This window comes from Nonomuraea muscovyensis (genome assembly GCF_014207745.1).
GTDB lineage: Bacteria > Actinomycetota > Actinomycetes > Streptosporangiales > Streptosporangiaceae > Nonomuraea > Nonomuraea muscovyensis.
The window spans coordinates 2088210-2106368 of record NZ_JACHJB010000001.1 but is presented as its reverse complement, the minus strand read 5'-3'; the positions used below and the strand labels follow the sequence as shown (position 1 = coordinate 2106368).

Sequence of the window (18159 nt, the reverse complement as noted above, 5' to 3'; positions counted from 1 at the left end):
CGGTTTACTCCCGGGCCCTATCCGGACCTTTGATGTACATCATCCTGTACACTCATGGCATGAAGGTGATGACCATGTCCGAATCGCGGGCCAACTACGCCGCCACCCTCGACGCCGTCATCGACGACCAGGAAGAAGTCCTCATCACCCGCCCCGGCGGAGAAGGCGTCGTCTTGGTGTCGCAGCACGAATACGAATCGATGCGCGAGACGCTCTACCTGATGGCCTCTCCTGTCAACCGCAGGCGACTGTCGGAGGCGGTCGCCCGTCTGGAGGCCGGAGGCGGCGCCGTCCGCGAACTGGCCGACGAGAACACCAATTCATGAAGATCCTTTTCGACGAACTTGCCTGGGAGGACTACTGTTTCTGGCAGCGCGAAGATCGACGTATCCTCAAACGGATTAACCAGCTGATCGCCGACATAGGCCGCAACGAGAACGAAGGCATCGGCAAACCAGAGCCGCTTAAGTACGAATGGTCCGGCTACTGGTCCCGGCGCATTACCTCAGAACACCGGCTCGTCTACCGCGTCAATGACGACACCGTCATGATCGCCGCCTGTCGATACCACTACGAGAAGTAGGACCCGCCCAGTCGACAAACCCCAGCATTTCGCCCCGTTTTCGAGGGCACGTCGGGGCTTTGCGCTGCCTGCGCTACCCCTCTTGCGGGAGATGTCTGCCACTCACCGGCTGTGGCCGGCGTCGGGTGGCCTTGGCTGAGGTGACAGCAGCGCTGACAGCAACGTCTCCATGCGCCAGCACATCTGCGCCACCATCCACATGCGCCTGACCATGGCTTCGATCAGCCGAGCTGGGCGGTGTCCCGCCTGGAAAGCGGAAGGTCGGCGGTTCGACCCCGCCCCTGACCACCTCATCTGACCAGCCAAGATGTCCCGAAGCGAAGATCGCTACGGGCGTTCTTGTTGTCCTGACGACAGCGGCGGTCGCTGGTTCGTTCCGAGCAAAGCTCCGAGCACCATTCCTCTGCAGGGCTGGGAGGCATGATGGGGTAGTGGCGAAGCGCGTTCGCACGTCCGTTCTGGGTGAGTACGTAGGCGAAGTCCGTTGAGCGCACGGCATCGAAGTGCTCAGGAAGAAGGACGCACTTCAGATCGTCGAGCTCGGATCGGATCGCCTCCATCAGCTTCCGGCTCACCTTGACTGGTTCGCCTCAGGGTGATCATTCGGGTATTTCGCCATCAGATTCCAAGTCACCAGCAAGAGGCCGTAGCTGGCGTTGTGGGCTCGCTCGGCGATGGCTGAGAGTCCCATCACTGTCCCCTTGTCAGAGGCTTTCGTTTGGTGCAGTGTCCCTAGCTTGTCTACTAGCTTCTGATCTTCACGTTTGCCCTGGTCGGCGCTGATGGTGATCTATCGCGCATAGTCGAGGATCGGCGGCGGGACTCGGCATGGTCGCCACCCCCATCCGGCCTTGATCGGTGCCGTCTGGACAACTAGCCTGATCGCCGTGCTGCCGGAAGGCGGGGCCGAGGCGATCGCGTCACGCGGGAAGAGCCCCGACCACGACGAGCTGCTCGACCACGCGGCCATGGAGTTTGGGACCAACTGACGATGAGCGCAGAAGAGGATTTCAAGCAGGTCGGCGCCGAGCTGGCCGAGCTGGGTGTACGGATCTCCAGGATGATGGGGAGTCCCGCGCTCAAGGATCAGGTGGGGAAGGTGTTCGCGAGCCTGCAGCGCGACGGTGCGATGGTGTTCCGGCTGGTCAGGGATACCCCCGAGCACACGGCCGCGCTCAAGCTGCCCGGGGCGTCTCTGTTCGACCCCTCGGGGCAGGGCCGGGTGGTCAAGGACTGGGTGGTCGTGCCCCACTCCTCGGCCGAGAAGTGGACGGATCTGGCCGAGGCAGCCCTCAGCCGTCCACGCTGATCAGTGGGCCACGTCGACGGTGTGGCTGCGGGTTCCTGAGTCGGGCAGGCCACGGAGCACGGCGTCGGCGAGGTCAGCGCGGGCGATGGTGGAGCCACCGCGCACCGCGTCGTCGACCCGCGTGCGGTTGTCGCCGCGCGCTGAAAAGGGCGGTCGCAGAGCGTGTTTCGTCAGGTGCTGCGTCGGGGCCACGGCCACCGCAACGAGGTATGGCAGGACGAGGGACCGGCAGGTGCCGAGGCGCTGTCCCGATGGGGTGCCGAGCAGGACAGAAGACTCCCTGAAGCGTTCTTGGAGTACGTCCCCGTCGAGGCCTACGCCCAGGGGGGTGGGCTCAAGTACCTCCTGCTCAACCTGGAGTGGGAGTCCCGTTATCCAGAGGAGTGGACGGCCGCCGCCAGGAGTTGGGGGGGTGAAGGGTGGTGCCCTGCATGGCCTGACCATGGCCTTGCCGTATCTGCCGGCCGAGGTGGTCGATCAACTCGCGCGTCTGGTTTGCCTGGCCGTACGGCGTGAGCATCGCTGCGAGGACGTGCGATATGCCGTGCTGGCCAGGCGATCGGCGGCGCACCTCCCGAAGCCGAAGAAGAGCCAGTGGACGGCGTGGTTGAAAGATCAGGGAAAGCCTCAAGCCCGTGCTTGAACTGTCGTAGGAGTGGGGGCGGACTCACTCACGCCCATGTCGGTCGCTTGGGAGCCAGTCGGTGTGGGCGGCCTTGAGCTGGTCGCGTTCGTCAGTGTTGGCCATGATGACGTCGGCGCCGCCGTCGTAGGGGTGATAGGCGCGGCGTAGGCCCGTGTCCATGATGATGACGCCGTGGCACAGGTCGTCGGCGACCGCTCGCAGCAGGGGGTCCACGATGCCCGGGTTCCACTGCTGACGGCCGACGTGCACATGCATGGTGCAGCCGGGTTCGAGTTCGTCGTCCTCACGTACCCTGGTCCATGGACGCGAGCCGGAGTTGAGGGCGTGCGCGTCGAAAGGCGTCAGGTCGGTGAAGCCTTCGTCCATGACGTAGGTGACCGTGGTGACGTAGACCTCCTGGCCGCCGAACATCTCGGTCAGGACGGTGTTGTGGCGGTGAAGTATCGTCCGATACTCGGCCTCCGTCTCCGCGTAGCGCCTGGAGCCCGGCAAGCTGTGGAAGCGCACCCGACAATCCGGGTAGAAACGCAGCTCGTGACCGATGGGCGGGCAGTCCGGCCAGTGGGATCGCCACAGGGTGGACAGTTCGGGCAAAGCCGGGTCCGGTAGTTCGTGTGCGGGCATGCGTCCCAGCGTAGGCCCGTGATGCATGCACACGATCTTGCTAACGCGGATGCCAACGACGGCCTTGGACGATCATGGACGCTCGTGGATGGACAACCCCGTCACGGTGATGTGTGAGCTGGGCTGACGGAAGGTCGCGAACACCTGTGGACGATCACGTTCTCACTCGTCATGGAGTGCTCCGGGCGTAGATGCCGGACGGTGAGATCCCTCGTCCGTCTGGAGATCATGCCTTTCAACCGTCCGCGGATCATGCTCCGCGCCAGGTGGACGGTGCCGGCCCAGGAGAGCCGTCACCGGGGGTGCCAAGCGGTCGATGCGACGAGGATATGGCCGCGAGAAGCAGGCGCCGGCGCACCGAACCGGCGAAAAGCAGTCCGGAGGCGTCTCTCTCCAGGCTGGTGTACGTCACGATGTCGAGCAGTATGAAGGGCAGAAGAGCCGCTGCGGCCGCGATGCCGGCTATGCGTTTCCACAGGGTTGGAGTGGTGGCTGTCGCCGCCGCAGACGCCCAGACGATCATCGTTCGGGGCACGCCGGAGATCTCGCCTGATCCCACAGCAGGCTTCGTCACTTCGTCCAGGGCGGGCAGTACTCCACGTGGATGTCCTGTCCACCGCCCGGATCCAGATGCGGCCAGTAGAACAGCCGGCAGACGTGATAGTGGCAGGCGCCTGAGATGTACAGCGAGGTCACGGCAGCGGACGGCCCCTCCTTCGCCACGGCGAAGAAGTGGCGGGCCGGCTCCCGGAACGCCGCAGCACTGCCGGTCAGAAACAGTGTCTCGGCGTGGACGCGCTGGTGGAACACGTCCCTGTTCTCCTGGTAGTTCAGGGCCCGGTAGTCGATCTCCTCGTCGGCGGGCAGGTCGGTGTCCGGCACGCTCGCGGTCCGCACCTCATGGGTTGGGCTCCCCGTGGTGATCCGCTCCCGCATCTGTTTCCAGCGTGACGGCGGGACCTGTAACGAGTGGTGGACCAGCACGAGGTCAAGCGGCCGGTCTGGGTACCTCTCCTCCTTGTCCCAGTCGGGATTGATCCCCGGGGCGGGCGGGCCTACGCGCATCGGCAGGTACACCAGTGACCGTGGGGATCGTGCGGCGAGCAGCCACAGCGTGCCGATTCGCCGGCCGTCCATCCGGTTCACATACATGTTGTACTGATTGCCGTCGTCGTAGAGCCCCCCATTGGTCAGGGGTTTGGCCGGGCGGATCACCCGGAACTCCTCGGCCCCCAGCCGTACCCGCTGGACGATGATCTTCACCTGCACGGTCACCATCCAACACGGCCTGGCGCGGACGGCACCAGCGGCGACCGCGGAACGTTTTTCCTCCTGCCTGACGGAGGGTTCGGCAGCGTGCGCCAGTTCAACGACACGATGCGCGCCCGCTCCACGGCATCACACCGTCCCAACTGCGTCGCCAGGCCGGACCGGCCGTGCCGGGCGCCATCAGCCTTCGCCTGCCCTATCGGCCGCCCATGGACGTGGCGGCGATGCTCGGCAGCCTGGGCGCGGAAGCCACCCTCGGCGCCGAGAAGTACGCGGAAGGAATCCACCGCCGCTCCCTCGTCCTTCCGCATGGGACCGGGGTCGTTGCCCTGAGTGAGATGCCTGGCGCCAAGTACGTGGGCTGCGAGCTGCGGCTCGACGACCTACGCGACCTGACCGCCGCCGTGAGCAGGCGCCGCCGCCTCTTGGACCTGGACGCCGGCCAGGAGGCCATCGACCGGCACCTGGGGCCGCCGGCCGCAGCCGCGCCAGCCGCCGGCCATACCGGTGGGCCGGGTCACCCACACGATCCCGCGCATCGAGGCGTTCGACCTCGACCTGGACGCCGACCACGAGCACGTGACCAAGCAGGTCCACGACCTTCCGGGCATCACCGAAGAAAGCGGCAGCACTGATCCGGATGCGAGCCGTCCGCGACCCCGACGTGCTCCTCCCGGGCATCCCCGCCGAGAAAGCCGACCAGTGGCGGCCCTGGCGCTCCTACGCGATGCAACACCTTGCCGCCGGCCGCTGAGTCGTCGCCAGGAGCGCGAGGTTCCCGCCTGGTAGCGCGCATCTGGCCGGGCGTCTGTGGACGTGGTGATCGCGACACCGACGGTGCGGCCGTCGCAGGGGTGAGGATGGAGCGCATGGACACCGTTCAACCGAAGTTCCTTCTGATCAATGAGGATGATCAGGTTCTCGGTGCCTGCCTCGATGCCGAGGGCTTCTTCGTCGAGCCCGCTGAGAGCGAGCAGCCCGTGACGATCGAGATCCTGGGATGCCTTCCCGCTCAGCGGTTGCGCGCCTATCTGGAGGGTTCCGAGCGCTGTTGCCGGCGAAACCCCGTGGGCCTCGAAGGGCTTCGGATGCTGGACGCGGCAGGAGAGCCGCTCGCGGACTTCTGGGTGAGTCGGATCGTCGACTGGCGACCCTCCAGACTCGATCCTGAGCGGGTGGACATCGTCGCTCTGTGGGGGTTCGACAGTCCGCCGGCCGGCGCGAGGCACGTCTGGGAACGTTGGCGCACAGCCCGGCCTGACCGGCCGAACCAGTGGGCCGCGTACGGTCCGCAGGACAGGCGGGAATGGTTGACCATCGTCGGCCGCAGCAGCTTCTGGCGGGCAGGACGAGTCGATCACCCGCCGGGAAGCGTCTACCACCTCGATGGAACCCATGTCACCGATGAGGCCGCCTTCTACCTTGCGATGGGCGAGGCCATCAACGGGCCGGGCGGCTACTTCGGCTGGAATCTCGACGCGCTGGACGACTGTCTGGGGGGTCGCTTCGGAGCGAGGGCGCCGTTCACGCTGATCTGGAACGAGTCCCACATCGCGCGGCGGTCCCTGACACGAACCTTGGAGCAGGTGAACGACGACGCTCAACCCTGTTTCGACATCATCCAGACGATCCTCGCGGAGCGCGACGTTGGTGTCGTGTTGATGTGACACTCCGTCTCGTGCTTCGGCGCCTGCCGGAAGACCGATGAATGCCGCCCGGTTCCCCGCACGGCATTTCCTCAGGTCTCGTGGGGGATCCGCAGACGAACCGGATCTGTGATCGCGGGGCTCCCTGGGAAGACACCGGGCGGGCGGTCGCGTCTCTACTGCTCCGTCGGAGCATCGGTAGGGTGTCGCTCCCCAGGGCGAAAGGAGCATCTTGCCGCTGTCCTCCCGGTTCTCGCGGTCAGCACCGGCGGCATGGGTGGCGGCTGTGGCCGTCGCAGCCTTCCCGACGTGGGAACTGTGGCGAGAGCGCCGCGTAGCCGAGGAACTCGTCCAGACCCATGGGGAGTCCGGCGAGGTCTACGGGTACGTGTGTCAGTTCGGCAGTGGATCGACGCTGTCGCCGCTTGCCCCGCTGCGCCGCGATCTCGAAGCCGTCGAGGAGCTCACGACGGAGTGGGGGGTTGCGGCCTTTGTGGTCCTCCTCGGTCTGGTCGCCTGCCTCGGCCGCAGGGATCCCGGGGTGACAGGCCGGCGGGTGGCAGGAGTCCTCGTCCTGATCGCGGTGGTCGAACCTCTCGCCTCGCTGTACGGCGATCGAGGGATCTGCCGTGAGGCGATCCCCCTGCTCAGCGCCGACTGGTTCAAGGGGGTGGCCGGTGGCTGGGGGATCACTCAGCTGTTCCTCCTGGCGGCCGCGGCGCTGGTGCTCGCCGCGTCGCGCGAGATGCGGTCCGTCGCCGCCGGCGAGCCGGACGGGTCACCGGCCGGGACGGTGTGGCGGCGGCCGGCGGCGGCCCTGGTCGACTACCTGATCATCGGTGTGGTCCTCGGTGCCGTCGGAGGGCCGGCATGGCCCCTGATCGGCATGAACTTCAAGATCGCCATGGGGGCCGGACTTCTGGAGCGGGCTGACACATACCTGTTCCGGGGCAGTGTGCGGCCCGCGGACCTGGCCGTCGTGATCGGCCTGTACGTGTACTGCTGGGTGCAGCACGCCGTGTGGGGGCGGACTCTCGGCAAGCGCCTGCTGGGCATTCGCGTCATCGACGCGCGGACGGGTGGACGACTGGGGGCGGGGAAGGCGGCTCTTCGCACGTTGGCCTTCCCCCTGGTCGCCCTCGTCCCCGGCGTCGGGCTGTGGTTCGTCCTGGTGGACGGGTTGTGGATGCTCCTCGATGGGGAAGGCCGGGTTCTGCACGACCGCTTGCTGGGCGCTGCGGTGGTGCGCGACCGGGTGACGGAGGCCCAGCCTCAGACGTGATCGCGCCGAACGGATCGTCCGAGCCGGACAGGATGCTCAGCGGAGCCCCCGCTGCCGACGGTGCTACCAGGTGATCTCTTCGATCAGTTCGTCGCTGCCCTGCCAGACGACCTTTTGGGGGGAGGGCGAGATCCTGGCGGGTGCCGGTGGCGGGAGGGTCATGAAGACGAGGGTGTTCTCGTCGCTCCAGTACAGGCGGTACGGATCCTCGGCCGGCCATTCGCCGGCGGTGCTGAGGACTCCGGCGAAAGAGCGGAAGGTGCCCTTCTTGTCGGCGGTCGTCCGCGCGTAGGCGATCTCGCCCGCCGGCGACCCGGCGATGCTGCGAACGACCCCGTTCATCTCCTCCGAGACGGAGCCCTGGACGTCGACGGCTGCCTTCTCGTCCATCGTGAGCCGGTAGATCCTGGATCTGGCCCCGTGGGGGCCGGGTCGCGGTTGGGTGGTTCGCCGGCGGGTCACTGTGGCCGCGAGATAGCTTCCGGGGGTTCTGTCCCGGGTGAGCGCGGTGTACTCGACCAGCCTGCCATCGGGTGAGGGGAACTCCCCGAGAGTTCTGCCCGACCCTACCGCGGCGGCGCGTACCAGCCGGGGCCGGCGAGCAGGTGCCCGATGGGCCGTCCGTGGTGCCGGCGGTTCTCCGCGGGTGCGGGTTCGTGGGCGAGGACGTCGGCTGCTCAGCCCTGCGGCTTGCGCCAGATGATGCTGTAACGCAACAGGAGGTGACGGCGATACCGGGAGCCGGGCAGCATCTCGGCGGCCAACGTTCGCATCTGCGGGTACGTCACCGGCGGCGGCCACACCGTGGGCGACGGATGCTTCCAGTGGCCCTTCGCCACGCGATGGAAGGTACCGACGACGACGCCGGCCAGGTCACGCGGCAGGTCGTCGGGCATGGCGCTACGGGCCAGGCCGACGATGGCCAGGACGCCGCCGGGGCGCAGCAGGTCGCGCATGCGGGCCAACCCGGCGGCGGCGTCCATGTGGTGCAGGGTGGCCACCGAGGCGATGACGTCGAACGAGGCGGGCTCGAAGGGGTGGGTGAGGAAATCGCCGAGGACGTAGTCGACGTCGTCCGGATACTTGAGGGCTTGGTCGATGCTGGGCGCGTCGAGGTCGATGCCGGTGACGTGCGGCACGGTCCGCCGGAGCTCGCGGGCGAGCATGCCCTCGCCGCAGCCGACGTCGAGGGCGCGCTGGGCGCCGTCAGGGACCGCGCGCAGGATACGGGAGTGGTAGTGGATGTTGTGGTTCCATCGCCTGCCGTTCTCCAGTGTCATGTGATCATCCTGCCGGACACCGGGCTCATCTGGAGGCTCCGGTCAGGTCCCTGGACTCCTGCCGTACCCCGGCCCGGCCTAGGCGACTGGGCCACCACGCGCGCGCGTCCAGATCCCGTACCAGAGCCGGGACCAGCAGGGACCGCACCACCAGGGTGTCGAGCAGGACACCGAAGGCGACGATGAAGGCCACCTGCGCGAGGAAGGCCAGCGGGATCACCACCAGCGCGGCGAAGGTGGCGGCGAGTACGACGCCCGCCGAGGTGATCACCCCGCCGGTGGTGACCAGCCCGCGCAGCACGCCCTCCCGTGGCCCGTGGTGCGCGGTCTCCTCGCGCACCCTGGACATGAGGAAGATGTTGTAGTCCACCCCCAGCGCGACCAGGAAGACGAAGCCGTACAGCGGCACGGACGCGTCGCTGCCGGTGAACCCGAACACGTGCGTGAAGACCAGTGTGGAGACGCCGAGGGTGGCCAGGAAGTTCAGGGCGACGGTGACGACCAGGAGCACGGGCGTCATCAGCGAGCGCAGCAGGACGATCAGGATGAGCAGGATGATCGCCAGGACGACCGGGACGATGAGCAGGGTGTCGTCCTTCGCGGTCTCGGTCGTGTCGTAGCGCTGCGCGCTGTACCCGCCGATCATGACACCGTCCTCGGACGCGAGCGCGGCGCGCAGGCGCTTGACCGTGTCCTGGGCGGCGTCGCCGTCCGGCGCGTCGTCCAGCGTCGCCTCGACCAGCACGAGACCGTCGACGATCTTGGGGGTGTCGCCCGGTCGTCCGCTTCGGGTCACCGCCTCGGCGGTGGACACGCCCTCGACGTCGCCGGCCGTCCGCGCCACGGCCGCGGCGCGTTCGGCGGGGACGACGATGACCGCGGGTTGCCCCGAGCCGCCGGGGAAGTGCTCGCTCAGCGTCGCCTGCGCCGCCACCGAAGGGGCGTCGTTCACGAAGGTCTCGTCCAGCGGGACGCCTCGGGCGTTCAGCTGCGGCGCGAAGAGGGCGAGTCCGGCGAGAGGCAGGACGGTCGCGATCCAGAGCCGCCGGGGACGGCGGTCCACCAGGGCGGCCACGCGGCCCCAGATCCCGCGCGCCGCGGCGTCGGCCGGTCGCGGCTTCGCCGGCCACAGGGCGGCGCGGCCCAGCAGGACCAGAACGGCGGGCAGGAAGGTGAGCGCGCTGAGGGCGGCGCACGCGATGCCGATGGCGCCCACCGGGCCGAGCGCGCGGTTGTTGGTCAGGCTGCTGAGCAGCAGCGCGAGCAGGCCCAGGGCCACGGTGGCGGCACTGGCGACGATCGGCTCGAACGAGCGCCGCAGCGCGACGCGGCCGGCGGCGAAGCGGTCGCCGGTCGCGGCCAGTTCCTGCTGGAAGCGGGCGGTCAGCAGCAGCGCGTAGTCGGTGGCCGCGCCGATGACCAGGATGAACAGGATGCCCTGCACCTGTCCGTCGACCCGGACGACGCCACGGTCGGCCAGGAGGTACACCACAGCGCAGGCCAGCCCCAGCGCGAGGACCGCGCCGATGATGATGACGAGAGGCAGCAGCACGCTCCGGTACACCGCCAGCAGGATGATCAGCACGGTGACCAGCGCCACGCCGAGCAGCAGGCCGTCGATCCCGGCGAAGGCGTCGGACAGGTCGGCGCGGGTGGCCGCCGGCCCCGCGAGCTGGGCCCGCAGGCCGTCGACCGCCACCGCCGAGCCGATCCGGTCCAGAGTGTCGCCGAGCGGGCCTTCGAGGTCGGGGCTGAGCTGGACCACGCCCCGGAGCGCCCGGCCGTCGTCCGAGCCGACGGCGGGCGTGGGCGTCCCGACGACGCCCGCCGTGCCGCGCAGCGAGGCGAGCGCGCGGGTCGCCGCGGTGGTCTGCTCGGGGGTGACGTCCTTTCCGCCCGCCGTCCAGACCACGATGAGTGGCTGCGTCTCGCCCTCGCGGAACCTCTCCTGCACGTCCAGCACGCGCGTGGACTCCGCACTCTGCGGCAGGAACGCGGCCTGGTCGTTGGTGGACACCTCTGTCAGCCTGCCGGCGAACGGCCCCAGCCCTCCGCCGACGGCCAGCCAGACGAGCACCAGCAGCGCCGGAATCAGCCAGCGGTTCGGTTGCCGTGCCATCAGACCATCCTTCGAGATAACTCACTCATCAAGATACTCAATCGTTGAGTTAATGTAGCATGGCGGCATGGACGGCGATGGTGAGAGGGGCGTCGACCTCCAGTCCTTCGGGGTGCGACTGCGCCGGATGACCGCCGAGTTCAACCGCATCGCCCACGAGTTCGCCCACGAGCACGGGTTGCACACCACCGACGTCCAGGCCCTCATCAAGATCTTCGACGCTGTGTCGCCGATCACTCCCAGCCGGCTGCGGGAGGAGCTGAACCTCACGTCGGGGGCCGTCACCGCCTGCCTCGACCGGCTGGAGCGGGCCGGGCACATCCGCCGGGTTCGCGACGTGCAGGACCGGCGCGTGGTCCACCTGCACTACCTCGACCCGGCGAAGGACGTCGCGGCGGCCTTCTTCCGGCCGCTCGGCCGGAGCACGGACAACGCCCTGCGGCGGTTCAGCCCGGAGGAGTTGCGCACCGTGGCCGCCTTTCTCGACGCCATGAACGACGAACTCGACGTGCTGCGAGCCCCGCCGGGTTCTCCATGACCTTCTCTTCGAGCGCGCGGGCCGAACGGTTGCCTCTGGGAGCGTGCCGGGGGCCGATCGTGGCTGACGCGCCGGTGGGCGGCGAGCCGTCGGGCCGGCCGGCCTGCCGGCGGTGGGCCCCTCGGTCACCTCGCCGGTCTTCGTAGGGTCTACTGCTGTGACGCCACGAGGAAGGAAAGTGACGCGGTGGACGAACGCGAATGGCTGACGGGGCGTTTCGAGGAGCACCGGACCCACCTGCGGGCGGTCGCCTACCGGATGCTCGGCTCGGTCAGCGAGGCCGACGACGCCGTTCAGGAGGCCTGGTTGCGGCTCGACCGTGCCGACACCAGTGGCGTGGAGAACCTGGGCGCGTGGCTGACCACGGTGGTGGCCCGCGTGTGCCTGAACGTGCTGCGCTCGCGTGACCACCGGCGGGAGGAACCGTTCACGGTGCACATGCCCGACCCGATCATCAGCCGCGAGTCCGGGACCGACCCCGAGCACGAGGCGGTGCTCTCCGACTCGGTCGGGCTGGCGATGCTGGTGGTGCTGGAGACGCTGTCGCCGGCCGAGCGGCTCGCGTTCGTGCTGCACGACATGTTCGCCGTGCCGTTCGAGGAGATCGCCCCGATGATCGAGCGGACGCCGGCCGCGGCGCGGCAGCTCGCCAGCCGCGCCCGTCGCCGCGTGCGGGACCAGGCCCCGGTTCCCGACCCCGACCTGGCCCGCCAGCGCGGCGTGGTGGACGCGTTCTTCGCCGCCGCCCGTGACGGCGACTTCGAGGGGCTCGTCGCCGTGCTGCACCCCGATGTGGTGCTGCGGTCCGACGGCGGCGTCGGGGCCCACCACACGGTCGTCGTCACGGGCGCGCGTGAGGTGGCCGGCCAGGCGATCACGTTCGGCCGGCTTTCCCCGTTCGTCCGGCCGGCGCTGGTCAACGGCGCCGCCGGGGTCGTCGTCGTGCCGAAGGAGCGGCCGGTGTCCGTCATGGCCTTCACCGTCACCGACGGGCGGATCCTCACCATCGACGTGCTGGCCGACCCCCGACGCCTGAACCGGCTCGACGTCCCGGGCCTCGACGGCTGACCGCACCCGCCGGCCGCCCGGCGGGAGGCCGGCGTCACGGTCGGCTACACGGGCCCGCGGGTGCCGCCGGACCAGGTGCACCGGCTGTTCGAGCCGTTCACGCGCGCCGCCGGCCGGGGAAGGAGGAGCAGGCAGGGAATCGTCCCGGAGCGGAGGCCGTTGTCCCGGACACGGGCCCGCTTCCGGGCCCGTCCGGACGAGACGCGCCGTACCCGGTCCGCCAAGACGACGCTCCCTGATCGAGAGGAGCCGTCATGGCCTGGTTCGTGGTCATCGTCGCCGGTCTGTTCGAGGTCGCCATGGCCTACTCGCTCAAGCTCAGCGACGGGTTCACCCGGCCGCTGCCCAGCGTGGGTTTCGTGGCGTTCGCCCTGCTCAGCTTCGGGTTGCTCGCGTACGCGCTGAAAAGCCTGGACGTCGGTACGGCGTACGCCGTCTGGACCGGCATCGGGGCGGTGGGCACGGCGGTGCTCGGGATGGCGTTGCTGGGTGAGGAGGCGTCGCCGGTGCGGATCGTGTCGGTCGCCCTCATCGTCTGCGGTGTCATCGGCCTGAACCTGTCGGGCGGCGGTCACTAGCCCGGGGGTCAGGTGAAGTACGCGCCCGCGGCCGGAGCGGCCAGGAGGACGATCACGAGGATCGAGCCCAGGGTCGTGAGGGCGAAGCGCGCCAGGACGAGGGGGCGCAGCCAGGCGGGGAACCCGGAGCTCGCGGCGGCGATCACGCGGCGGGCGTCCACGGCCCGCGCGGCGGCGTCGTCGGACTTGCTGAGGGCCGCCTCGGTGTACCTCGTGGCGAAGACCTGGCTGGTGGTGACGAAGCCGACGCCGAGGAGCACGATCGGCTCGACGATCCACGACAGCAGCCGGCCGCTGCCGTTCCCGGCCAGGTTGAGCGCGGCGAGCGCGATCAGGACCGCGGCGATGGCGAGCGCGAGCGCGAACTCCCACGTCCGCTCGGCGAAGCGGATGCCGTGGCGCGTGAGGATCTCGGGTTCGTGCCCCTGGCGGGCGACCTCCTCCTCCGCGGCGCGCTGGGCCGCGCCGCCGGTGAACCAGACGGTGACGGGGATGACGAGGAAGGTCGCGGCGAGCAGGAGTTGCAGGGTCGCGGCGAGTGCGACGGGAAGTGGCATGGCGGGTTCCTGGTGGTAGCGGGTCAGGCGGGCTCATCCCGTTCTCGGCGAGGACGTCGGTCGGCACGCCCTGCCGGGCCGGCTCCGCCTGCGCCCGGGCCATGGCGGTGGAGCCGTGGCGGGACCGGACCAGCGGGATGCTGACGAAGGCGAGCGCGACGAGGGTCTGCGTCACGGCGACGACGACGTTCATGGAAGGTCTCCACCTGGAGGGCCTCGGCGAGGGCCGGGCACATGCTTGAACTAAGTGCAAGAGCAACGTAAGCCACGTCTTGAACTAAGTGCAAGCCCGTTCTTGAACTTTGTGCAAGAACGCCTGGCTGCCCTATCGTGGAGGCCATGCCACGCGACACCCTGACCCGGGACCAGATCGTCCGGACCGCCGTCGAACTGCTCGACGAGGAGGGTCTGGACGGCCTGAACATGCGCAGCCTCGGCAAGCGGCTCGGCACGGTCGCGACGGCCGTCTACTGGCACGTCAAGAACAAGGACGACCTCGTCCTGCTCGCGGGCGACCACGTCTGGAACGAGGTCGAGCTGCCCGACGTCGACGCCGTGGACTGGCGGACGGCGGCCACGACCATGGCCGGCAGCCTGCACGCCATGCTCGGCAGGCACCCGTGGCTCGTGCAGGCCATCGGCTCCTACCTCTTCTACGGTCCCGGCAAGGCCCGCCACGACGACCACAGCCTGGCCGTCTTCGAGGCGGCCGGCTTCCGCGGCGCGGCGGCCGACAGGGCGTCGGCCGCCGTCTTCACCTACGTCCTCGGCAACGTTCTCGGCATGTCGGCGCTGGACTCGCTGTCCAAGCGGCTGAGCCGTACCGGCAAGAACGCCGACGAGCTGATCCAGGACGCCATGGCCAAGGCGCACGACATCGCCCTGGGGTTCCCGCGCCTGCGCACCCGCCTGGACGCGCCGTCGGCGGAGTACAACGCCGCGCCCGAGCACACCTTCGAGTACGGTCTTCGCGCCCTCCTGGACGGTATGGAGGCCGAACTCCGCCGCGACCGCGAACCCGCGGACCCGAGGTGACCATCCGGCAGGGCCGGCCGTCGCGGTGAAGCGGCGCGCATGTCCGCGGCGGTCCGGTCTCCTCCGACTGCACCATGTCCTCACACGGGCTGCGCGGTGCTCCCATATCGGTCTGCTTCGATGGCGCCATGACCGAGCGACGAACGCCACGAGCGTGCGAGGCCCCCTGGGTGTTCGGCCGCGGGCTTGCCGCGGTCATCGCCCTCGTAAGCGCGACGGCCGGGACCTGCTTCGAGATCCTCCTGGTGGCCCGGGCGAGGGCGCACTGCCTGGGCGACCTGAGTGCGGGTGAGCAGTTCGCCGGGACGGTGTGGGTCGTGAGCCGGATCGTGGCCTTCCCGGTCGTCTCGGGGCTGTCGGCGCTGTTCGCACTGTCGTTCCCCCTGGTGGCCAGGCTGCCCTGGCTCGCCGGGCGGAGCTGGCCGGGCCTCGTCCTGCCGGCGATCATGGTCGCGGCCGCCCTGACCGGTCCGGCGGCGATGACGCTGTACGACCTGGCGACCGAAGGCACGCCGGGCGGCTGCGTCCTCCCGTGGTGGCCCTCGTGGCTTCCCTCGTGACGTACGGGCCTGGCGCCGTTCACGGGCCTCCCTCCACCATGGGGCGGAGGGAGGCGAGGCGGTCACGGGTCAGATGGGCAGGAGTCCGAACAGGTCGGCGGCGGCGGTCAGCAGCGCCGCCAGAGCGGTGATCACGGCCGCGATGGCCGTCGGGGCGACGTCGGACAGTCGCCTGATCGCGTAGTAGGTGAGCCAGAGAATGGCGACGATGACGCATACGGCGCTCAGAAGGGCCAGGGACGGCATTCTGTCCCCCTTTCGGGACGAGGGGAGGTTGTCCCCCCTTTGACTGCTTCGCGGAGCTATATCGACTGTGCCCGCATTTGCGACGGTTGGTAATTGACCGACTACGGACTGTCAATGTCGGCACTCTACTGCCTTGATCAGGGCAGAGCGCATCATTGACGCCAGACGGAATCCGAGAAGTTCTCTGGAATCACTTTTTGATTACTGTGAGCGATCAAGCTGGAGCAGAGGGTATTGTCGGACCGGCGCAGACGACTCTTCGCGGAGCTTCTAAGCCGGGCGGTGGCGGGGCCGGGGTGGTATCCGGCCCCCACGCCTCGCCAACCGGTGGTTCAGCGCACGGCCAGCAGGGCCGCGGCGAGACCAGCCTCGACGATCAGATAGAGCACGGTCGGGTAGAACCGCGCCGGGCGCTCCAGCAGCATGGAGACGACTCGGCCCACCGCCATGCCCGCCAGCGCGAGCGCCACCGCGACCAGCACGCCGTCACGCAGCGTGCCCACGTCCAGCGCGGCCAGGACCAGCGCCAGGGCCGTGGCGAGCCCGAACCCGCCGTAGACCGCCCGCACCTCGTTGCGGCCGTCGGCAGAGACCACCCGCGTGCCGAACGGGGCCAGCAGCGCACCCGGCGCCACCAGGCCGTAGATCCCCATCCCGGCGAAGAAGACCGCCACCATGGCGATGATCACGTTGTCGCAGACCATCCCGGCATCCTGCCGCCGCCACCGCCGTCGCCGCGATGACCTCTCAGGTAGTGCGCCCCCGGCGGACGACTGGGATCATCAGGGCATGCTCCCCGTTCTCTCGATCCTCGCCATGCTCCTCAACGGGCTCATGGCGGGACTGTTCCTCGGCTTCTCCGTGGCGGTCATCTGGGGCCTCGACGCCGCCGGCCCCGCCCAGGCGACCGCCGCCATGCGCGGCATCAACATCAAGATCCTGAACCCGTGGTTCCTGTCGTCCTTCATGCTGGCGCCGATCGTGTCGCTGGCCACCGGCGTGCTGATGCTCATGGGCGACGGCGACACGGCCGCCGGGGTCGCCTTCGTCGCCGCGGCGGTGGTCTATTTCCTGGGCACGTTCCTGTCGACGGCGGCGGTGAACGTGCCGCTCAACAACGCGCTCGAAGCGGGCGAGGTGGACTGGGCCGGCTACTTTCCGCGCTGGCTCCGGTGGAACCACCTGCGCTCCCTCGCCTGCACCGTCGCTCTCGTGCTGTCCGGCGTGGGGCTCCTTCTCTCCTGAGGTGCCGGCGACCTCCTGAGGTGCCGATGACCTCCTGAGGAGCAGCGACCTACCTTGGCAGGGCCGGCGATCGGTACGGCGTCGCCGTACCGATCCTCCGTGGCGGTCCTCACATGTTGATCATGTGGCCGGCCAGGCCGTGGATCGCCTCCTTGACCGCCTCGCCGAGCGTGGGGTGCGCGTGGACGTTGCGCGCCACCTCGTGCACGGTCAGGTCCCACTGCTGGGCCAGCGTCAGCTCGGGCAGCAGCTCCGTCACCTCGGGGCCGATCAGGTGGGCGCCGAGCAGCTCGCCGTACTTCGCGTCGCTCACGATCTTGACGAAACCGTTGGGGTCACCCAGGCCGTGCGCCTTGCCGTTCGCCGTGAACGGGAACTTGGCCACCTTCACGTCGTAGCCCAGGTCGCGGGCCTGCGCCTCGGTGTAGCCGAAGCTCGCCACCTGCGGCTGGCAGTAGGTCGCCCGCGGGATCATCACGTAGTCGAGCTCCATGGTCTCGGCGTCGCCGATGGTCTCGGCCGCGATGACACCCATGGACTCGGCGGCGTGGGCCAGCATGAGCTTGGCGGTGACGTCGCCGATGGCGAAGATGTGCGGCACGTTCGTCCGGCACCGGCCGTCGACCGCGATGGCGCCCCGGTCGGTGAGGGCCACGCCGGTCTTCTCCAGACCGTAGCCGTCGACCCGCGGCTGGAAGCCGATCGCCTGCAGCACCTTGTCGGCCTCGAGCACCTGCTGCTGCCCGTCACGGGTGACGGTCACCTTGACCGACGAACCGGTGTCGTCGATGGCGTCGACCCGGGTCGAGGTCATGATGTCGATGCCGAGCCGCTTGTAGCGCTTGGCCAGCTCCGCCGACACCTCCGCGTCCTCCAGCGGCACCACGCGGTCCAGGAACTCGACGATGGTCACCTTGACGCCGTAGTTGTGCAGGACGTACGCGAACTCCACGCCGATCGCGCCCGCGCCCGCGATGATGATGCTGCCCGGGAGCTGATCCGTCATGATCTGCTCCTCGTACGTCACCACCCGCTCCGACAGCGACGTGCCCGGGATCAGCCTGGTGGTGGCGCCCGTGGCGATGATGCAGTGGTCGAAGGTGATGGTCTCGCCGTTGACCTGGAGCGTGTTGGCGTCGAGGAAGGCGCCCCGGCCGTCGTACTCCGTGATGGCGTTCTTCTTCATCAGGTAGTGCACGCCCTTGACCCGGCCGTCCGCCACCTTACGGCTGCGCGTGAAGGCGGCGCCGTAGTCGAAGGAGACCTCGCCGCTGATGCCGAAGGTCTTGGCCTCCTTGTGGAAGATGTGGGCCAGCTCGGCGTTGCGCAGCAGCGCCTTGGACGGGATGCAGCCCACGTTCAGGCAGACGCCACCCCAGTACTTCTCCTCGACGACCGCGGTGCGCAGACCGAGCTGGGCCGAACGGACCGCTGCCGTGTAGCCTCCCGGCCCCGCACCGAGAACGACGACGTCATAGTGAGTGCTCATGAGTCGGACCATACCGTCCACCCAGCTCTACCCCGGACCCTCGCCCCCGCCCCAGTGTCCCGGGCGGCCGGGATTGGTTGGATCG

General features: G+C 69.0%; 23 protein-coding genes, 1 tRNA gene, 1 pseudogene and 1 riboswitch. Of the genes and pseudogenes, 15 read left to right on the top strand and 10 right to left on the bottom strand.

Annotation, left to right across the window (positions count from 1 at the left end; all coding sequences use genetic code 11):
- Positions 1-59: 59 nt before the first annotated feature.
- The 5 genes and pseudogenes from FHU36_RS09880 (at position 60) to FHU36_RS09860 (ending at position 1892) form a co-directional block, all read left to right on the top strand.
- Positions 60-326, top strand: a complete 267-nt coding sequence (locus FHU36_RS09880; RefSeq protein WP_185083432.1) for a type II toxin-antitoxin system Phd/YefM family antitoxin — start codon at positions 60-62, stop codon at positions 324-326.
- Positions 323-583, top strand: coding sequence for a Txe/YoeB family addiction module toxin (locus FHU36_RS09875; protein WP_185083431.1), 261 nt, complete (start codon positions 323-325; stop codon positions 581-583). The genes FHU36_RS09880 and FHU36_RS09875 overlap by 4 nt, the downstream gene beginning before the upstream one ends.
- A 223-nt stretch (positions 584-806) precedes the next feature.
- Positions 807-871: transfer RNA gene (locus FHU36_RS09870), tRNA-Ser, on the top strand.
- A 554-nt stretch (positions 872-1425) separates the two neighbouring features.
- A pseudogene (locus FHU36_RS09865) lies at positions 1426-1572 on the top strand (argininosuccinate synthase); the annotation flags it as partial.
- Between the two features lie 2 nt (positions 1573-1574).
- A complete protein-coding gene (locus FHU36_RS09860; protein WP_185083429.1) occupies positions 1575-1892 on the top strand; it encodes a hypothetical protein in 318 nt (105 codons plus the stop codon).
- On the opposite strand, the gene FHU36_RS09855 is transcribed toward FHU36_RS09860, so the two are convergent.
- A complete protein-coding gene (locus FHU36_RS09855; RefSeq protein ID WP_185083428.1) occupies positions 1893-2090 on the bottom strand; it encodes a hypothetical protein in 198 nt (65 codons plus the stop codon).
- A gap of 214 nt (positions 2091-2304) precedes the next feature.
- On the opposite strand from FHU36_RS09855, the gene FHU36_RS09850 reads away from it, so the two are divergent.
- Complete coding sequence (locus tag FHU36_RS09850) at positions 2305-2535, top strand: hypothetical protein (protein WP_185083427.1); 231 nt, start codon at positions 2305-2307, stop codon at positions 2533-2535.
- Between the two features lie 24 nt (positions 2536-2559).
- Here FHU36_RS09850 and FHU36_RS09845 read toward each other — a convergent pair whose 3' ends face one another.
- Together FHU36_RS09845 and FHU36_RS09840 are read right to left on the bottom strand one after the other, a co-directional pair.
- On the bottom strand, positions 2560-3162 hold the full coding sequence (locus FHU36_RS09845) for a DUF3885 domain-containing protein (RefSeq protein WP_185083426.1): 603 nt from the start codon (positions 3160-3162) through the stop codon (positions 2560-2562).
- A gap of 570 nt (positions 3163-3732) precedes the next feature.
- Positions 3733-4425 (bottom strand): hypothetical protein, encoded by a 693-nt coding sequence (locus FHU36_RS09840; RefSeq protein ID WP_221495819.1) that lies wholly within the window; start codon positions 4423-4425, stop codon positions 3733-3735.
- Between the two features lie 173 nt (positions 4426-4598).
- Between FHU36_RS09840 and FHU36_RS09835 the strand changes: the two genes are divergently transcribed.
- The 3 genes from FHU36_RS09835 to FHU36_RS46285 all read left to right on the top strand — a co-directional run bounded on the left by FHU36_RS09835 (position 4599) and on the right by FHU36_RS46285 (position 7359).
- Entirely contained in the window at positions 4599-5066 is a 468-nt protein-coding gene (locus FHU36_RS09835; protein WP_376774126.1) for an AlkA N-terminal domain-containing protein, read from the top strand.
- A 225-nt stretch (positions 5067-5291) separates the two neighbouring features.
- Positions 5292-6098, top strand: coding sequence for a barstar family protein (locus FHU36_RS09830; protein ID WP_185083423.1), 807 nt, complete (start codon positions 5292-5294; stop codon positions 6096-6098).
- A gap of 265 nt (positions 6099-6363) precedes the next feature.
- Entirely contained in the window at positions 6364-7359 is a 996-nt protein-coding gene (locus FHU36_RS46285; protein ID WP_185083422.1) for an RDD family protein, read from the top strand.
- Positions 7360-7422: 63 nt separating this feature from the next.
- On the opposite strand, the gene FHU36_RS09820 is transcribed toward FHU36_RS46285, so the two are convergent.
- The 3 genes from FHU36_RS09820 to FHU36_RS09810 all read right to left on the bottom strand — a co-directional run bounded on the left by FHU36_RS09820 (position 7423) and on the right by FHU36_RS09810 (position 10758).
- Positions 7423-7749 (bottom strand): hypothetical protein, encoded by a 327-nt coding sequence (locus FHU36_RS09820; protein WP_185083421.1) that lies wholly within the window; start codon positions 7747-7749, stop codon positions 7423-7425.
- A 287-nt stretch (positions 7750-8036) separates the two neighbouring features.
- Positions 8037-8639: a class I SAM-dependent methyltransferase gene (locus tag FHU36_RS09815; protein WP_185083420.1), complete on the bottom strand. Its 603-nt coding sequence runs from the start codon at positions 8637-8639 to the stop codon at positions 8037-8039.
- 25 nt (positions 8640-8664) lie between these two features.
- A complete protein-coding gene (locus tag FHU36_RS09810; RefSeq protein ID WP_185083419.1) occupies positions 8665-10758 on the bottom strand; it encodes an MMPL family transporter in 2094 nt (697 codons plus the stop codon).
- A gap of 67 nt (positions 10759-10825) precedes the next feature.
- Between FHU36_RS09810 and FHU36_RS09805 the strand changes: the two genes are divergently transcribed.
- The 3 genes from FHU36_RS09805 to sugE all read left to right on the top strand — a co-directional run bounded on the left by FHU36_RS09805 (position 10826) and on the right by sugE (position 12942).
- Entirely contained in the window at positions 10826-11296 is a 471-nt protein-coding gene (locus FHU36_RS09805; protein ID WP_185083418.1) for a MarR family winged helix-turn-helix transcriptional regulator, read from the top strand.
- A 186-nt stretch (positions 11297-11482) separates the two neighbouring features.
- Entirely contained in the window at positions 11483-12364 is an 882-nt protein-coding gene (sigJ, locus tag FHU36_RS09800) for an RNA polymerase sigma factor SigJ (RefSeq protein WP_185083417.1), read from the top strand.
- A 168-nt stretch (positions 12365-12532) separates the two neighbouring features.
- A riboswitch (guanidine-III (ykkC-III) riboswitch) is annotated at positions 12533-12599 on the top strand.
- A 19-nt stretch (positions 12600-12618) separates the two neighbouring features.
- Complete coding sequence (sugE, locus tag FHU36_RS09795; protein WP_185083416.1) at positions 12619-12942, top strand: quaternary ammonium compound efflux SMR transporter SugE; 324 nt, start codon at positions 12619-12621, stop codon at positions 12940-12942.
- 8 nt (positions 12943-12950) lie between these two features.
- Here the strand turns inward: sugE and FHU36_RS09790 are convergent, their stop codons facing one another.
- A complete protein-coding gene (locus tag FHU36_RS09790) occupies positions 12951-13499 on the bottom strand; it encodes a hypothetical protein (protein ID WP_185083415.1) in 549 nt (182 codons plus the stop codon).
- 339 nt (positions 13500-13838) lie between these two features.
- Here FHU36_RS09790 and FHU36_RS09785 point away from each other — a divergent pair, with 339 nt between their 5' ends.
- Positions 13839-14534 carry a TetR/AcrR family transcriptional regulator gene (locus FHU36_RS09785; protein WP_185083414.1) on the top strand — a complete coding sequence of 232 codons (696 nt, stop codon included), beginning with the start codon at positions 13839-13841 and terminating at the stop codon, positions 14532-14534.
- 128 nt (positions 14535-14662) lie between these two features.
- Entirely contained in the window at positions 14663-15094 is a 432-nt protein-coding gene (locus FHU36_RS09780) for a hypothetical protein (protein ID WP_185083413.1), read from the top strand.
- Positions 15095-15163: 69 nt separating this feature from the next.
- Here FHU36_RS09780 and FHU36_RS09775 read toward each other — a convergent pair whose 3' ends face one another.
- Entirely contained in the window at positions 15164-15340 is a 177-nt protein-coding gene (locus tag FHU36_RS09775; protein ID WP_185083412.1) for a hypothetical protein, read from the bottom strand.
- A 332-nt stretch (positions 15341-15672) separates the two neighbouring features.
- Positions 15673-16044: a DUF4345 family protein gene (locus tag FHU36_RS09770; protein ID WP_185083411.1), complete on the bottom strand. Its 372-nt coding sequence runs from the start codon at positions 16042-16044 to the stop codon at positions 15673-15675.
- Positions 16045-16129: 85 nt separating this feature from the next.
- On the opposite strand from FHU36_RS09770, the gene FHU36_RS09765 reads away from it, so the two are divergent.
- Positions 16130-16585 (top strand): anthrone oxygenase family protein, encoded by a 456-nt coding sequence (locus FHU36_RS09765; protein WP_185083410.1) that lies wholly within the window; start codon positions 16130-16132, stop codon positions 16583-16585.
- Between the two features lie 109 nt (positions 16586-16694).
- On the opposite strand, the gene lpdA is transcribed toward FHU36_RS09765, so the two are convergent.
- Positions 16695-18074, bottom strand: coding sequence for a dihydrolipoyl dehydrogenase (gene lpdA, locus FHU36_RS09760; RefSeq protein WP_185083409.1), 1380 nt, complete (start codon positions 18072-18074; stop codon positions 16695-16697).
- Positions 18075-18159: the final 85 nt, after the last annotated feature.

Excerpts from the sequence above, each read along its gene's own strand:
- FHU36_RS09880 (WP_185083432.1), top strand. The coding sequence starts at position 60 with ATGAAGGTGATGACCATGTCCGAATCGCGGGCCAACTACGCCGCCACC.
- FHU36_RS09875 (WP_185083431.1), top strand. The coding sequence starts at position 323 with ATGAAGATCCTTTTCGACGAACTTGCCTGGGAGGACTACTGTTTCTGG.
- FHU36_RS09860 (WP_185083429.1), top strand. The coding sequence starts at position 1,575 with ATGAGCGCAGAAGAGGATTTCAAGCAGGTCGGCGCCGAGCTGGCCGAG.
- FHU36_RS09845 (WP_185083426.1), bottom strand. The coding sequence starts at position 3,162 with ATGCCCGCACACGAACTACCGGACCCGGCTTTGCCCGAACTGTCCACC.
- FHU36_RS09830 (WP_185083423.1), top strand. The coding sequence starts at position 5,292 with ATGGAGCGCATGGACACCGTTCAACCGAAGTTCCTTCTGATCAATGAG.
- FHU36_RS09820 (WP_185083421.1), bottom strand. The coding sequence starts at position 7,749 with ATGGACGAGAAGGCAGCCGTCGACGTCCAGGGCTCCGTCTCGGAGGAG.
- FHU36_RS09815 (WP_185083420.1), bottom strand. The coding sequence starts at position 8,639 with ATGACACTGGAGAACGGCAGGCGATGGAACCACAACATCCACTACCAC.
- FHU36_RS09810 (WP_185083419.1), bottom strand. The coding sequence starts at position 10,758 with ATGGCACGGCAACCGAACCGCTGGCTGATTCCGGCGCTGCTGGTGCTC.
- FHU36_RS09805 (WP_185083418.1), top strand. The coding sequence starts at position 10,826 with ATGGACGGCGATGGTGAGAGGGGCGTCGACCTCCAGTCCTTCGGGGTG.
- sugE (WP_185083416.1), top strand. The coding sequence starts at position 12,619 with ATGGCCTGGTTCGTGGTCATCGTCGCCGGTCTGTTCGAGGTCGCCATG.
- FHU36_RS09790 (WP_185083415.1), bottom strand. The coding sequence starts at position 13,499 with ATGCCACTTCCCGTCGCACTCGCCGCGACCCTGCAACTCCTGCTCGCC.
- FHU36_RS09785 (WP_185083414.1), top strand. The coding sequence starts at position 13,839 with ATGCCACGCGACACCCTGACCCGGGACCAGATCGTCCGGACCGCCGTC.
- FHU36_RS09780 (WP_185083413.1), top strand. The coding sequence starts at position 14,663 with ATGACCGAGCGACGAACGCCACGAGCGTGCGAGGCCCCCTGGGTGTTC.
- FHU36_RS09775 (WP_185083412.1), bottom strand. The coding sequence starts at position 15,340 with ATGCCGTCCCTGGCCCTTCTGAGCGCCGTATGCGTCATCGTCGCCATT.
- FHU36_RS09770 (WP_185083411.1), bottom strand. The coding sequence starts at position 16,044 with ATGGTCTGCGACAACGTGATCATCGCCATGGTGGCGGTCTTCTTCGCC.
- FHU36_RS09765 (WP_185083410.1), top strand. The coding sequence starts at position 16,130 with ATGCTCCCCGTTCTCTCGATCCTCGCCATGCTCCTCAACGGGCTCATG.
- lpdA (WP_185083409.1), bottom strand. The coding sequence starts at position 18,074 with ATGAGCACTCACTATGACGTCGTCGTTCTCGGTGCGGGGCCGGGAGGC.